The following is a 14,915-nucleotide window of genomic DNA, read 5'->3' on the forward strand; positions in this document are numbered from 1 at the left end:
CGGGTTTTTTAAAAATCTGGGCGTGCCGTGCACCTTTCGATTCGGTAGGCCTCCGACAGTTCTTTTCTGAGTGGCCCTGCGGGGCGTGTAAATGTTTTTCTTTTGAGGTGCTTGAGCACGTAATCCATTTTGACTGGTTAAACCATATGCGCGATATCAACCGGAAGTTCATTTCGTTTCTTCTCTTCCAGCTTTGGGAAATCGGGGTTTTCTGTCTGGCTGTTACGGTCGGCATGATCGCGCTTGAAAATGCGGGCTTCGGTCCGGCGGCAGCCTACGCAGATGCAGCGGGGCTGTCGATCTTGGCAGTTTTGGCGCTTCTGTGGAACCGGCTGCTGAATGCCTTTGATCTTTATCTGTCCCGTCGGCTGGTCGCACGCAGCAACGAATATTTCAGTCTTGTCTTTGCGGTCGTCATTGCCGCGGGCTTTCTGGCTTTGCTGGGCGCGCTGCTCAATCAACCGCTGAACCAATTGCCGTTTCTGGCGTGGTTCATGGTGACAGCGGTTACATTTCTGCTGCCCGGACGGCTCGTCTCGCGGCTGTTTCTGCGCGCGGCCCGCGCTTATGGCAGGAACGTGCGCTTCGTGGCGATTGTGGGGACAGGGCGTGAAGGGCAATCCTTGGCGCGCCACATCCTGAAAACACCCCAAAACGGATACAGAATTCTGGGGATGTTTGATGTTGCGGCGCCCATTGCGCCCTTGCAGGAGCCGTTTCGCTATGAGGGTGACCTGAACGCGCTGACGCAGCGGCTCATGCGCGAACCCGTTGATGAAGTGCTCATCGCCCTGCCGCTGGAACATAACTACCCCGATGTCATGCGCGTGCTGGAAATCTGCGCGCGCACAGGTGTGTCCGCGCGGGTGACCGGTGATCTCTTGAAGCCCGCCGGCTTTGCCGCGCCCGATATCGAACAGCTCGGCGCACGGGCTTTTCTGCATTACAATGCGCGCCCGGACTGGGGGTGGCAGGGATATGCCAAACGTGGATTTGATATCCTCGGCGCTGGGCTCGGGCTGGTGGCGCTTCTTCCAATCCTCCTGATGGTCATTGTCGCGATTAAACTGGACAGCCGGGGGCCTGCGTTTTTTGTCCAGAACCGGGTGGGACGCGACCGGAAGACGTTCAAGTTTCTCAAGTTCCGCACAATGGTTCAAAACGCCGAAGCGCTGCAGAAAGATCTCGAGAGCCAAAACGAGGCTGGCGGTCCTGTCTTCAAGATCAAGAAGGATCCCCGGATCACGCGCCTTGGCGCGTTCTTGCGGAAATATTCAATTGATGAGTTGCCCCAACTGATCAATGTGCTGAAGGGCGACATGAGCCTTGTGGGGCCGCGCCCCTTGCCGCTGCGAGATGTGGAGCGGTTCGAACATGACTGGCACGCGCGGCGCTTTTCCGTGCGCCCAGGTCTGACCTGTGCCTGGGTTCTCAAGGGCCGCAGTCAGCTGGCGTTTGATGATTGGGTGCAAACGGATCTGGAATATATCGACAATTGGTCCTTGATGCAGGACGTCAATATTTGTCTGCGCACCATTCCGGCGGTCTTTCGTGGCTCGGGCGCTTATTGACCGGCGTGAGCGAGCAGAAGCAATCCAGTGACGCATGACGAGCCTCAAGAGATCGCCGCGCCTTTCGCGCCGGGTGCTTTGCGTATTTTGATGATTTCGCCCGCAGGCGTCGGGGGGACCACGCAATATGCCCACAACCTCTGTAATGCTCTGGCGGGGCTGGGCCACCGTGTGAGCTTGGCCACGGCGCTGGATTGCGAGATGGCGGCCTTCGAGCGGCACTATGAGCTTTTGGGCGTATTCGATCGTTTCAAGCCGCGGTTCGGGCCGTTGCGCGCGTTTTTCAGACATGTACGAGAGCTTGATCCAGATATCATTCATCTGCAGGGCGCGCAGCGTCCCGAGTTCTATTGGTTGTTGCTCAAGGTTTTGCGGCGCCTGACCAAGGCGCGCTTCGTCTGGACGCCGCAGGATGTCGTTTCCAATTCCAAACGCGGGTATCACACCCGATTGCTGCGCGCGACCTATGCGCAGATGAGCCATGTGTTTCTCAACGCCCGCCAGAACGAGACGGCATTGCGGGAGCTCTACGGCGTTGAGTCCGACAAGATCACCGTGCTGCCCATTCCAGATCTCGTCGCTTTTGCGCGGACCGGTCTTGGCCGTGCGATCCCGCCAGAGATAGCGGAGCACGATAGCAGCACACCCATGGTGTTGTGTTTTGGCCTGATCGAACCCCGCAAGGGAATTGCCGAGCTGATCGAGGCGTTTCACAAGGTCTCGTCGCGCACCAATGCCCGCCTCGTGATCATGGGCAAGCCTTTGACGGATCTGGCACCCTTTGAACACGTGCTGCAAGCGCGGCCCGATCTTGTGCAACGTGTGTCCTTGATACCCCGCTATGCGGATTTTGAGGAGATGAATGCGTTATTTGAGGCCTCTACGCTCGTTGTTCTGCCATATGTAGCGGGGTGGAATTCCGGCGTGTTGGCATCGGCCTATGGGTTTGGCAAGCCTGTGATTGCGACGCGCGTCGGGGGATTTGATGAAGTTGTTGAAGATGGTGTGACAGGGCTGCTTGTTGAGCCTGGCGATATTGATGCTCTTGGCGAAGCGATGTTGAGCGCTCTTGAAAATGAGAACCTTCGGGCGCGTTTGGCAGCGGGAGCGAAGGCTGCGGGGCAGGCCTCGTCCTGGGATAAAGTCGCTCAGCAGACGCAAATTGTTTACAATTTGGAAACAATTAGGGTTAATGGGGAATGATGGTTCAGGACAGGCTGCAATTACGGCCGCTCGGCAAGACAGGTTTAACGGTTTCTTCTTTGGGGCTGGGGTGCTCGCATATTGCATCGCTATCCACACGCGCCAGCGCTTCCGAAATAGACGAATTGCTTGAAACGGCATGGGATAACGGCGTTCGCTTTTTCGATACGGCCGATATCTACGGGCAAGGGGACAGTGAGCGCCGCTTGGCTGGGATCGCCGCGCGGGATGGCGCCGTGATTTGCACCAAGGCCGGGTTGGCTGTCTCTGTATCGCAAACCCTTGTGCGGATGGCCAAGCCTGTCCTGCGCCCGATGTTGCTGCGTATGAAGAAGGCGGGATCGGTCGCTGCCTCGGCACGACAAGCCGCAGAAGCCCATGAGTTGCGCCCGCATTTGATTGTCGCGCGTCTCGAGGCCAGCCTGAAACGACTGAAACGCGAAGCCGTTGATGTCTTCCTGTTGCACTCGCCCCCGCGCGAGCGGATGGAAAATGAGGTTCTGTTTGAGCTTCTTGAAGACATTCACGCACATGGGAAGGCGCGCTGCGTTGGTGTGTCCTGCCAGACATTGGCAGATGCCGATTGGGTATTGCGACAAGGACGATGTAATGTCCTGCAAGTCCCGTTGAGTGCGCGTGAGCTGCCTGAGGTCCGCGGATTTCTCGAGCGCGCCGCTGAAGCGGGTGTTGGTATTATCGCCCGAGAAGTGCTGCGCGGTGCGCCGGTTGAAAGCGCGTTGCCGCCCCTGTTGCGAGACCCGGGTGTGTCGACCACGCTCATGGGTACGATCAATCCCAAGCACTTGCTGCAAAACATCGAGATCGCCGGGAGCGTTCAATGATCCAAAAGTCGGCTCGCATTGCGGCTGGCGATGCGATCGAAACGGATATCTGCATAATAGGTGCGGGTCCTGCGGGCGTGACGCTGGCCCTGGCTTTGCGCGGGTCAGGGAAGCGGATCCTGTTGCTAGAAGCGGGCGGTCTCAAACGCGCGGGCAAAACGGCGCAATCGCTGTACGAGGGCCAGTCGGAAAACCTCGCTTTTCATCAGCTGCCAGACAGTGACCGCACGCGCGGCCTTGGCGGGACCTCGTCTATGTGGGGTGGGCGCTGCATGCCTTACGACGAGATCGATTTCGCGCTGCGACCGCATATGCATGGCAGCGGCTGGCCCATTTCCTTTGAGACGCTCTTGCCGTTTTATGGCCGGGCCCAGAAGGCTGTGGATTGCGGGGATTGGGCCTACACGGCCCCGCAGGCGCATTTGCCCGGCACCATGATCGAGGGCGCTCAGACAGACGATTTGCGCCTTGATACGCTGGAGAGATGGTCTCCGCCGACGCATTTCGGCAAATCCAATCGGGCTGCATTGGAGGCCGCGCAAGACATCACGGTGCTCACCGATGTCGTCGTGACGGAACTGGTCTATGCGGGGGAGCAGATCACACGCGCGGAAGCGGTTGTCTTGCGCGGCGGTGCCGGGTTTTCCGTTCGGGCTGGGCAGTTTGTTCTCGCGGGGGGCGGTTTGGAAACAGCGCGCCTTTTGATGCATTCCAAGGCCGCCAACGGCCAGAAGTTGGGCGATCATTCCGGTTGGTTGGGGCGCGGCTACATGTGCCATGTGGGTGGCGTCATTGCGCGCTTGGTGTTGAAGCCCGGGCATGAGGTTATCTTTGGGTATGAACAGGATGGCGACGGGGTCTACGTACGGCGCAGGCTGACTTTGTCGGCGCAAGCGCAGTGGCGACATGGGTTGCCCAATATGTATGCCCTGCTGGATCGGCCCTTGCTGGATGATGCAAGCCATCAAAGCGCGATCTTGTCGCTGACCTATCTGGCCAAGCGGGTTCTGCAACGCCAGACGACCGATGCCTCAGCGCGCGATGGCGGTGCCTTCGCGCATTACAAGCGTCACATTCGCAACCTCGTTTTTGGCGCGCCGGAAGTTCTCACGGTCTTGCCGCGCTTTGGCCGCAACCGTTTTTTACAAGGGCGCCGCATTCCGTCTCTGCTGACCAAGCCTGACAGTTCGGATTTCTATCTTTACTTTCATGCTGAGCAATCTGCCGTGAAGGCATCGGCCGTGTATCTTGGCGAAGAACGCGATGCGTTGGGCATGCGAAGATTGCACATTGATGCAAAGCTTGACGGTGAAGATGCGGCGGGCATCGTGCGGGCGCATGACGTTATTGGGCAGGAACTTGAAAAAACCGGTGCAGGGCGCCTTGAGTATTTGGGACAGGACCCCGAAGCACTGGTACGCGCTTGCAAGTGCACGCTGGGCCATCACATTGGAACAACGCGAATGGCGGCGCTGCCGGAGGACGGGGTCGTCGATGCAGACGCGCGTGTGTTTCATACACGCAATCTTTTTGTTGCCAGCGCATCAATTCTGCCAACATCCAGCCAAGCCCATCCCACGCTGACGGTTCTGGCGCTCGCCCTGCGTCTGGCAGACCACTTAAAAGCCACAGCGTGACGCAATCGTGAAACTTTCCTTGGATGCGCGAATCGAATTCTGATATTTTTGCGGCCAAGCAGGTTAAGTTACTGGATTTCAAAATGAAAATAGCATCGGATAACGATGTGACGGCCTTTGGGCGACGTGTGATGCTCGGCTTGAGCGTCGTGCTGCTCACTGCATGTCAGCTGGTTGCACCTGAGAAGAGCCAAACGATGGTCTCGGAACAGGGCACGTACAATGCGACCTCGCAGGACAATCGCCCCGTGCTCCGGCGCGGCGGGACCTACCGCGTGAAGCCTGGTGACACGCTCTTTGTCTACGTGTTTGACAATCCTGACCTCGTGCAAACGGTGATCGTTGGGCCAGACGGGCGGTTCAATTACCCGCTGGTGGGAACAGTCAAAGCCGAAGGCATGACCCTGAATGCGATCGACTCTGTGCTGACGCGCCGGCTCAGCCAAAACATCCTCCAGCCGGAGGTGACGGTGACGCTCAATGAGGTGGCGTCCCGTCGGGTCTTTGTGACGGGCGAGGTGATCTCTCCGGGTGTCTTTGATGTATCGGAGCCTGTGAGTGTGGTTCAGGCCATTTCCATGGCGGGTGGCTTCACAGCCTTCGCAAACCGCAGTCAGATCATCGTCTATAACCCGTCGCGCGGCGCCGATAGCCGTCGCAGCTTTGATTATGAGGCGTTCCTGCGCAACCCGTCAGGTCGCGACTTTGCCTTGCGTCCGGGCGATACCGTGATCGTGGAGTAGCGATCCAGTGCGGTGCAATGGGGCATCTCTTCTGGGCATCTGTGCCTTTGCATTGGCTATGGGCGCGCCTCCGGCGCAGGCGCAAGAAGAGCTGTCAGTACGGGCACCGCTCGGGCAACGCGGCTTTGCCGATCCTTTGCATTGGCTGAACATGGTGGCCCCGGACCGATTGCCGATCCGCGAGCGTTTGATGGTGCCGCAAGTGGGCATGACAGCGCTCGCGCCGCCGTTTCCCAAAAGGGCAGGTTGGGCGCCTTGGCTGGGTGCGGGACTTGAGGTGAACAACAGTGGCGGCGGCGGAGATCAGGTGCTGACGCTGACGCCGGGCGTGCAATATCGCTATGCGGATCGCCGGTTGCGTCTGGATGCAAGCTATGCGGCTGAGCTCGCGCTGCATCTGGAGCGCGGTGATCTGGAGGATGGCCTGTCGGCCCATGGGGGCAGCGCCAATCTGAGTTATGCTCTGACCCCTCAGAGCCAGCTGACCCTGCTCAATATCTACTCCCAAAGCCGCGATACGCGTGGTCAGCGCTTGGTCACGGGGGGCACAGACACAGCAGAACTGCGCAGCAATACATTTGCCCTGGGCTATCGCCATGGGATCACCGCCCGCACGCAATATGACGTGACCTTTGGCCATCGATTTGAAGCCTTGGATGATGAAGACCTCCTGCGCACGCAGGAGGCCAGCCTTTCGTTTGGCTATGGATACGCGCTTTCGGAGATCGCGCGCCTTCGGTTTGAGGGGGAGCTGCGCGAGGCGCATTTCGAGGACGCAGATCGCAAATCCGTCGCCCAATTGGCCGCCACGCTGCGGCACGATCTTGGACCAAGGTGGGCCACTGAGGCGAGTTTGGGGTTGGTCCAGATTGGCGAAGACGATGGCCAGTTGCTGCCATTCTGGCGGGCCGCGCTTCGGCACAGCGAGAGGTTCGCGCGATATGATTTTACCGCCGGGCGAGATGTGACAACCGTGCCGGGCCTTCTGGATTACGCTGTCAGCGATTCTGCAACGGCTCGCGCGCTTTGGCGCGTCGAACGCGGTCTCATGCTGGATGTGAGCCTCGGTTGGCAGGATTTGCAGGTGTTTGATGCAATCGACACGCGGGTGCGCTCGGTCACTGTCTCAGGCCAGCTGTCGTATGCGTTGGATGATCGGTATTGGCTGTGGGGCCGTGTTGATCTGGCGCGGGAAGAAAGCGGCGGCACGGCAGAGACCGACAATCGGCTTGTCATCGGTCTCTCTCGCGATCTCGGTCGCTAAAGCACTCCGACGGAAACCTGAGACAACGCGCATCACGAAAATCACGAGAAAGCCGTTGCTTGCCAGTGTTTCGTGATCCAGGTTTCTCGCGAAGTGCTATAAACGCCGCTTGTTCAGCTTTGGCGCGCAGCAATCCGATCGAGGAGCTGCGCATACCATGCATAGCTTTCCGTTATGCCGTCCTGCAGCCCGAATTTTGGCTTCCACCCAAGCTCTTTGCGGGCTTTTACAGCCGAAAGAAACTGCGCGGGGATTTCTCCTTTGGGTGGCCCATCGCCCTGCACATCTGGCTTAAGGTGCCCTTTGCCGAGGGTGCTCAGGATTTCATCCACGATCTCGAGCACGGTGCGCGGCAATTCATAGCTGAAGTTATAGGCCCGCCCACGTAGCGCTTCGTCGTCCTGGGCTTGCGCCAGGCAGAGATAGGCATCGGCCACGTCTTTAACATAGAGGTAATCGCGGGTCGGGGAGCCATCGGAACGGATGACCGGCGCGCGGTTTTCGTAGGCGGCCTTGAAGGTCTCGGGGAAGATGCGGTTCCAGTTCAGATCACCGCCGCCGAAGATATTGCCACACCGCGAGACACCCACGGGCAGCCCGTAGGTATGGTGGTAGGTTTGTGCAATCAGATCGCAGCAGGACTTCGACGCGTCATAGGGATGCAATCCCATCAGCGGCGCATCCTCGAGATAAGGCAGGACCTCTTGCGCGCCATAGGCTTTGTCGGACGAGGCCACTACAACGCGTTTGATCGTAGGGGAGAGGCGCGCGGCTTCCATGAGGTTCCACGTGCCGCGAATATTCGTATCGAAGGTCGAGAGCGGCGCACGGTTGGCAATGCCCACAATGGTCTGGGCGGCGAGGTGAAACAGTGTGTCCACTTCGTATTCGTTGATAGCGCGCAGCACGAATTCGTAATCGCAAATGTCGCCGCGCACATAATCCATCTGCTCGTGCAAAGAGAGGTCGAACATGTTCGAATGGGCCACATGATCGCGCACGATCCCCACCACGCGCGCGCCTTGCGCGACCAGCTCGGCGCAAAGCCAGGAGCCGACAAGGCCTGTACATCCTGTGACGAGAACGGATTTGTTGTGCCAATAGCCTGCCGTCATGGCGCTCAATCCCTCTGGAATTCGATGATCTGGAAGTAGCTGTAGCGGCGCATGAAATAGATGCTGCCAATGGCCTTGTCCAAGCCGCGCATGAGCGATGTCAGCAGTTTGGAGCGGCGGCGGAAGACGTAGAAATCGAGCAGACGGAAGAGGACAAGCGCGGGGAAATGCACGTTGACCTGCCCTGGAAATTCCTGGCGCAGGAGCTCAATCTCATCATCGCGCAAGGGATGCTCTTCTTCATCATCGCCATATTTCGGGACGCCAAACCGCCCCACGAGCCGCGAACGCGCGAGCATCAGAAAAGGATTGCGGTTGGAGTTTTCGATGAAAATGCCCTTGCCGCCGGGTTTCAGGACGCGGCCCAACTGGCGCGCAGCCTCGTCGATATCCACGTGATGGATCACGCAAGAGCCAAACGCCAGATCGAAGCTGTGATCGGGGTAGTTGATCTCTTCGAAGCGTTGGTTCGAATAGTCGACCTCGACACCGTTTGCCTCGGCAATCCGGCGTGCCTTGTCCAACTCGCCATCATCAACGTCAAAGCCTTTTGCCGTAGCCCCCCGGCGCGTGAACATCACGCAGGTATGACCTGGGCCGCAGCCGCAATCGAGGATGTGTTTGCCGGACATGTCGCCCATCCTGCTCAGGGCAAAGTCATAAAAATCGAACAGGCCGCAGGTTTCGAGCCAGTAGATATACGGTTGATACCGACCGTCCTCCGTGACCAATAGCGAGGGATCGACCTCGGAAATGGGTTTTGCAGCTGTGGTCATGAAAGAGTCCCGGTAAATAATTTTTGTTGTTTAATCTTTTGATTACGTCACATGTTCCGCCATGACGTCATGCGCGCGATCGGCCGAGCGCAGGCGCATCATGGCCATCCAGCAGAAGGCCCAGGATGATCGGCTGTGCCTCAGTTTCGTGACGATGACGCCGGGCACAGAAGCCCCCACTTCACGAAACTCGTCAATAACCTCTGAAATGCCGCGCACCCGTGTCCGCCCGGCTTCCACCACCGGCAGAACATCGTCGACCATGCTGGCGATGAAGAGGGCTTCGGGAAAGCTGTGTAGCTCAGGGGGGTCGATCAAGATGACATCATAAAAGCTGCCGCGTTCGCGCAGCAAATCCGCCAGGGCCGCTTGCATGCGACTTTCGACGCCCTTCAGAACGGCGGTATCGTTGCGCGCCCCGCGCGCATCGGTCACTGGCGTGCCATCATTGTTGGTCACGTCGACCTGCACGCCGTCTGACGTTTTGGCATTGAGCTCAATCCGCACTTTCAAGACGCGCGCGTCTTGCTGGTGCATGACTTCCGCAATCGCGCCCACCACGGAGGTTTGACCGGTCGCGCGATCATCGCTGATGCACATCAGAACATGGCGCCCACCGGGCTGAACGCGGTGCAGCAGTCTGGACACGAACGTTCGGATCTCTGTTCTGTTTGCGCGTTTGCGGCGTCGAATGAAGCCTGAGTATTGCTGCGTGGCCAAGACGGGCAGGCCAAGCGCAATTTCCACCTCCCGGCGCGTCAGCATCTGACGGCGCGAAAACTCCAGCAAGTAAGCCAGACCAATGCCCGCAAAAGTGCCAGCGATCAGCCCCAATGCAAGCAGTCGAAACCGGCGCGGCGCGGCGGGGCGGGATGGTTCGTAAGCGGGTTCCACCTGAACCACCTGAGCCAGATACCGGCCATCGGCAAGCTGATCGGCAATGGCGGTCTCTTCGCGTTTTTGCAGCGCGTAGCGGAAGGCTTCTTCCTTGGCGGCCACCATCCGGGCAAGCTCGGTGTGGCGCAGTTCAAGCTGGTCAAGGCGGCGCAATTCCGCGTCCACGTTCTTCAGCTGTGTTTCCAGAAAATCGACCCGGACATCTTTGGCCACACGGTCCGCCTGCTGCTGACTGAGCGAGCCAAGCAGGTTCTGATACAATGAGGAAGCGCCCACCGTTTCCGAGCCGCGGACATCGGTGGCCGCAGAGGCCAGTTGCGCTTCAACGCCCTCAATCTCAATGCGCAATTTGTTGGCGGAGGGGCTGCCCGGTACGAATTGGCGCAGCTCCGTCTGCAATTGAGCGAGCCGTTCGCTGAGCCGGTCGAGCAACGGGTTGGCAACGGTTGTGACAGAGACGGCCTCTTCCGCAGGCAATTCGCTGATGCGGTTCTGGATCACGGCAATGCGCTCGATCGCCTCCAGCCGCTCGCGCTGCGCATTGGCCAGCTCGTCTTGAAGCCGCGAGAGACGGTCCAGAAGCAGCTCCTTTTGGCGTTCCAGCGACACGATCTCGTTTTCGACTGAATAGGTCCGCAGCTGATCTTCGACATCGCGCAGCTCCTGCTCGAGCCGCGATGCCTCCAGCTGAGCGATTTGCGCCGTACTGGCTGGGCGACCCAGAGCAATCACATGTTCGGTGTAGAGTTCGATCAACGCGTTCATGACCTCGGCCGAAAATTTCGGATCCGGCGAGGCGAAGGCCGCGCCGAACATGTCGGTCTTCAGGATTGCATCGGCATGAAGATTGCGAATGATCTTGCCGGCGGCGGCACCAACGGACGGAGGCGAGGGCTCGCGGCTTGGTTTCTTGATGCCGCTGCCCGCAATGAAGTCAGCGGTCACGTCCCACTCGTAAAGCGCGATGACGGCCTCGTTCTTCCACTTGTTGGGCAAGGCCCGAAGCCAATCCCAGCGCCAAGTCATTTCGTCCAGAACACGCTCTGGCCCCAGCTCTTCGGCCAATTGCAGAGCAAGCACAGGGCTTTTCAGGATTTCGACTTGCGTCAGAACCTGCTCCTGCGGCGATGCATTTTGCGCCTCATCGGTAAAATTGGTTGAGCTGGCGCGCGCTGCAGGGCTGCGCGACAAGATGAGAACGCGCGTCTCCGCGACATAGACTTTGGACGACAGAAAAGCGACCGCGCCAGCAACGGTCACGGCAGAAGAAATCACCAGGAGTATTTTCACCCAGTGACGGAAAATCGTTGTGATGTGTTCACTCAGTCCAAGGTTCACGCAATGTCACCGGCTACGATGTGCAAATGTCAGAATAGTCACACGAAAATTTACTCAGGCAAACAAAACACGCCGCCTTCCCGCGTGGTTAGCAGAAAGCAAAATGCACCACCAGCAGATTTGATCTGCGATGGCATACCCTGCTGGAAACCAAGTGTTTCCTTGCCGATTTTTACAGCATCTTCGGCTGCGTTTCGCTGGGTGTGCGCGCGCTAGCACCGCCCAGTGTTTGCATCGAGCAGGACGACGCGCAGCGGGCTCTGCGTTATTTCAAGTTGACTTGGCGTAAGCCTGCGACATGCTCACATGTGCAAGTAAGGCGTTGAGAGCGACGCCATTGGGAGGAACTATGATCAAACAGATGAAATGGGCCATTGCCGCCCTTGCTTTGTCGACGGCACCGGCGCTGGCCGAATACCCCGAACGTGAAGTTCTGGGCGTTGTCATGTGGGGTGCCGGTGGGGCAACAGATACGGTCGCTCGCGCCGTTAACCCTGCAGCGGAAGAGGCCCTTGGCAAGCCGATTGTTGTTTTGAACAAGTCCGGAGGTGCTGGCGCAATTTCGACGGCTTTCGTGAATGCGGCCCCTGCGGATGGATACACCTTCCTATATGGCGCGGAAAACCCGCAACTTCATGGCGTCATGGGCGTGTCCGACATTGATTATGGCGACATGTATCCGATCAATATCCTCGGGCGTGGTGTGGCCGTCATTGCTGTGCCGGCTGAGTCCAAATACCAAACGCTCACGGATCTTCTTGACGATATCAAAGCCAATCCCGGCGCTGTTAAGATGGGGTCAACCGGCCCGGGCGGTTTACCCTCCACCATCGGTGCTTTGGTTGCGAACGCAACAGATTTCGATGTCACGGCCATTCCGTTTGATGGGGAAGGGCCCGGGCTGACAGCGATGCTGGGCGGCGAGGTCGACTTTATGCCGACAGGTATTTCAGCCGCGGCAGAACAGGTGAAAGCGGGCAAGATGCGCGCGCTTGCCGTCGTTAACCCCGAGCCCGTGGCCACATTGCCGGACGTTCCCGCGATTACGGATACGCTGCCTGACATGGCCCGCTTCCTGCCTTGGGGGCCGTTTTACGGCGTCTTCGTGCGGTCGGATGTTCCGGATGATGTGAAAGCGAAGCTGACAGAGGTGTTTTCAACCGCTGCAACCGATGCGGGCTTTCTCGAACTCATGGCGAACCGCGGAAACGTGGTCATGAACACGAGCGGTCAGGAGGCCGTCGATTTCCTCGCGAAATGGCAGCAAGTCACAACATGGGCGCTTCAGGATACGGGCGCTACGAAAGTCAGCCCGGAAGAGCTCGGCATTGCGCGGCCCTGACGCACAGTTGTTCCGTGCCGCTCGCGCGGTGCGGGTATGACCGCCGAAACGAATAACGAGACATTGAGGCCGGGGGAGCGCGTTTTTGCGCTCCTTCTGGTGCTTGTGTCGGGCTTTGTCTTTTCAGAAGCCTTCGCGATCTCGGGCTTTCGGGGGCTGACAACCGGTGGCGTCATGCCAATGGTTGCCTCGAGCGTTATGATGGTCTCCGCGACGCTCATACTTGCCCAGACATTTGGCAAGCCAGCTGCACCCTATGGGCTTAGCGGCCTTGCCACGTTTCTCTTTCCTCTGCGCGTCTTGCCCTTTGCCGGGTTGGTTGCGCTTTATGCATTTGCCATTGGCCCGGTGGGGTTCTTGCCCGCGTCGGCCGGTTTTCTCTTCGTCGCAATCTGGATGCTCTGGCGGCGTGGCCCGCTTTGGTCCGCGCTCATTTCTCTCGGCTCCATCATCTTGATCTATGCGCTCTTTCGCGTGGTGTTTCAGGTCGTGCTGCCAGCCGGAGAGCTTTGGCGATGATCGAAACGCTTGGATTTTTCGCAACGTCTTGGCTGGATCCCGGTCTGTTGTTCCTGACAGCATTCGGCACGCTTGCGGGCATATACGTCGGAGCGATCCCCGGTCTGTCCGTCACAATGGCGACATCGATCCTGATTTCATTCACGTTCAAGTGGGACGTAAACGAAGCCTTGGCTTTGATCGCCGGCGTCTATGTTGGCGGTGTGTATGGCGGTGCACGCACGGCGATATTGTTGAACATACCCGGCGCTCCGAGCGCGATCGCCACGGCCATTGATGGCTACCCGCTGGCCAAGAAAGGTCTGGCGGGGGAGGCGATTGGCCTGTCAACGGTCATGTCTGTCATGGGCGGTTTGATTGGGGTTTTGGCGCTGGCGCTGGCGGCGCCTGTCATCGCTGATTTTGCAATTCAGTTTACGTCACGCGACTATATGCTGCTGGGCATTATCGGCATTTTGCTGGTTGGCACCCTGTCAGGTGAAAGCTTTGCCAAAGGGGCTTTTGCCGGTGCTTTGGGCGTTATGATCGGGATGATCGGCCTCGACCCGATGACGGCCGAGGCGCGCTTCACCTATGGCTCCATCAACCTGATGGGCGGCATTCCCTTTGTGGTCGCCATGATTGGATTTTTCGGGATGGCCGAGGCCTTTGTTCAATTGGAGCATGTGGCCAAAGCGCCGATCAAACAGAAGATTTCGCGCATCGTGCCTTCGTGGTCGGACGTGCGAAAGTATCTGGGTCAGGGGTTGAAGTCCTCCGGGCTGGGTACTGTGATCGGGGCACTGCCCGGGACCGGCGGCGATATCGCGGCGCTCTTGGCCTATGATCAGGCCAAGCGCAGCACGAAAAAGCCCGAGGTGCCCTTTGGTCAAGGCGCGAAGGAAGGTTTGATCGCCCCCGAAACCGCGAACAACGCAGCCGTTGGTGGGGCATTCGTTCCGATGTTGACCTTGGGCATTCCGGGCGACGCCGTGACGGCGATCATCATTGGCGCGCTCTTCATTCATGGGCTGAAGCCCGGGCCGCTTTTGTTGACTGACACGCCGCATCTGTTCTGGTTCATCGTCGGCAATCTGACGCTGGCCAATCTCTTTCTTCTTGTTTTTGGCCTGACGGGTGTCCGCATTTTCACAAAGGTGGTTGAGTGCCCGCGCGCGATCTTGCTCCCGCTGATTGTCGTTCTGTCAGCCGTGGGGGCCTATGCCATCCAGAATAACCCGATCCACATCACATGGGCGCTTGGCTTTGGCGTGATTGGCTATTTCCTGAAGAAATACGGATTTCAGGTTGGCCCGATCATTCTCGGCGTCATTCTGGGGCCGATGATTGATGCCAATTACCGGCGCGCCATGATCGGCGCGCGTCAGGACATCGGCCAGTTTTTGTATGATCTTATCAGCCATCCGATTTCCTGTGTCCTGACTGTGGCTTTGCTCTTCATGCTGGCCTCTCAAGTGCCATTTGTGAAACGCCGCGCGAGACGGCGCCGAGAGCGGCTTTGAAAAACTGAAAGTTCCAGCGCTGCTTTTCCTACTCACGCAATGCTTTGGGCGAAAACAGATGCGATCCCTCGCCTGTTATCGCACCGCCCCTCGACCAACCTGCGTCGCTTGCGTCGCGAAAGAACGCCACGCTTCGCCGGTTTTGGCGACCCCGGCAGGGTCACCA

The 14,915-nt window shown here is 58.6% G+C and carries 12 protein-coding genes; 9 read left to right on the plus strand and 3 right to left on the minus strand.

The window, feature by feature from the left end:
- Window positions 1-146 precede the first annotated feature (146 nt).
- The 6 genes from ACP15S_RS15460 (at window position 147) to ACP15S_RS15485 (ending at window position 7,260) form a co-directional block, all read left to right on the plus strand.
- Window positions 147-1,571 (plus strand): sugar transferase, encoded by a 1,425-nt coding sequence (locus ACP15S_RS15460; protein WP_425040538.1) that lies wholly within the window; start codon window positions 147-149, stop codon window positions 1,569-1,571.
- A 27-nt stretch (window positions 1,572-1,598) separates the two neighbouring features.
- On the plus strand, window positions 1,599-2,774 hold the full coding sequence (locus tag ACP15S_RS15465) for a glycosyltransferase family 4 protein (protein ID WP_425040539.1): 1,176 nt from the start codon (window positions 1,599-1,601) through the stop codon (window positions 2,772-2,774).
- Window positions 2,771-3,616 (plus strand): aldo/keto reductase, encoded by an 846-nt coding sequence (locus tag ACP15S_RS15470; RefSeq protein WP_425040540.1) that lies wholly within the window; start codon window positions 2,771-2,773, stop codon window positions 3,614-3,616. The genes ACP15S_RS15465 and ACP15S_RS15470 overlap by 4 nt, the downstream gene beginning before the upstream one ends.
- Window positions 3,613-5,253: a GMC oxidoreductase gene (locus ACP15S_RS15475; protein WP_425040541.1), complete on the plus strand. Its 1,641-nt coding sequence runs from the start codon at window positions 3,613-3,615 to the stop codon at window positions 5,251-5,253. The genes ACP15S_RS15470 and ACP15S_RS15475 overlap by 4 nt, the downstream gene beginning before the upstream one ends.
- Window positions 5,254-5,336: 83 nt before the next feature.
- Window positions 5,337-5,996, plus strand: a complete 660-nt coding sequence (locus ACP15S_RS15480; RefSeq protein WP_425040542.1) for a polysaccharide biosynthesis/export family protein — start codon at window positions 5,337-5,339, stop codon at window positions 5,994-5,996.
- A 58-nt stretch (window positions 5,997-6,054) separates the two neighbouring features.
- Window positions 6,055-7,260, plus strand: a complete 1,206-nt coding sequence (locus tag ACP15S_RS15485; RefSeq protein ID WP_425040543.1) for a hypothetical protein — start codon at window positions 6,055-6,057, stop codon at window positions 7,258-7,260.
- Between the two features lie 113 nt (window positions 7,261-7,373).
- On the opposite strand, the gene ACP15S_RS15490 is transcribed toward ACP15S_RS15485, so the two are convergent.
- The 3 genes from ACP15S_RS15490 to ACP15S_RS15500 are packed head-to-tail and all read right to left on the minus strand — an operon-like array spanning window position 7,374 to window position 11,386.
- Complete coding sequence (locus ACP15S_RS15490) at window positions 7,374-8,375, minus strand: GDP-mannose 4,6-dehydratase (RefSeq protein WP_425040544.1); 1,002 nt, start codon at window positions 8,373-8,375, stop codon at window positions 7,374-7,376.
- A 5-nt stretch (window positions 8,376-8,380) separates the two neighbouring features.
- A complete protein-coding gene (locus ACP15S_RS15495) occupies window positions 8,381-9,151 on the minus strand; it encodes a class I SAM-dependent methyltransferase (RefSeq protein ID WP_425040545.1) in 771 nt (256 codons plus the stop codon).
- 42 nt (window positions 9,152-9,193) lie between these two features.
- Window positions 9,194-11,386 carry a GumC family protein gene (locus ACP15S_RS15500; protein ID WP_425040546.1) on the minus strand — a complete coding sequence of 731 codons (2,193 nt, stop codon included), beginning with the start codon at window positions 11,384-11,386 and terminating at the stop codon, window positions 9,194-9,196.
- 349 nt (window positions 11,387-11,735) lie between these two features.
- Here ACP15S_RS15500 and ACP15S_RS15505 point away from each other — a divergent pair, with 349 nt between their 5' ends.
- From ACP15S_RS15505 to ACP15S_RS15515, 3 genes are read left to right on the plus strand one after another with little or no spacing between them, the layout of a single operon-like run.
- Window positions 11,736-12,728 (plus strand): tripartite tricarboxylate transporter substrate binding protein, encoded by a 993-nt coding sequence (locus ACP15S_RS15505; protein ID WP_425040547.1) that lies wholly within the window; start codon window positions 11,736-11,738, stop codon window positions 12,726-12,728.
- A 36-nt stretch (window positions 12,729-12,764) separates the two neighbouring features.
- Window positions 12,765-13,247: a tripartite tricarboxylate transporter TctB family protein gene (locus ACP15S_RS15510; protein ID WP_425040548.1), complete on the plus strand. Its 483-nt coding sequence runs from the start codon at window positions 12,765-12,767 to the stop codon at window positions 13,245-13,247.
- Window positions 13,244-14,749, plus strand: a complete 1,506-nt coding sequence (locus tag ACP15S_RS15515; RefSeq protein WP_425040549.1) for a tripartite tricarboxylate transporter permease — start codon at window positions 13,244-13,246, stop codon at window positions 14,747-14,749. Before ACP15S_RS15510 ends, ACP15S_RS15515 begins: the two co-directional genes overlap by 4 nt.
- Window positions 14,750-14,915: the final 166 nt, after the last annotated feature.

The sequence above is a fragment of the Primorskyibacter sp. S187A genome (genome assembly GCF_049800955.1).
In the GTDB taxonomy this organism is placed as follows: Bacteria; Pseudomonadota; Alphaproteobacteria; order Rhodobacterales; family Rhodobacteraceae; genus JAKVBH01.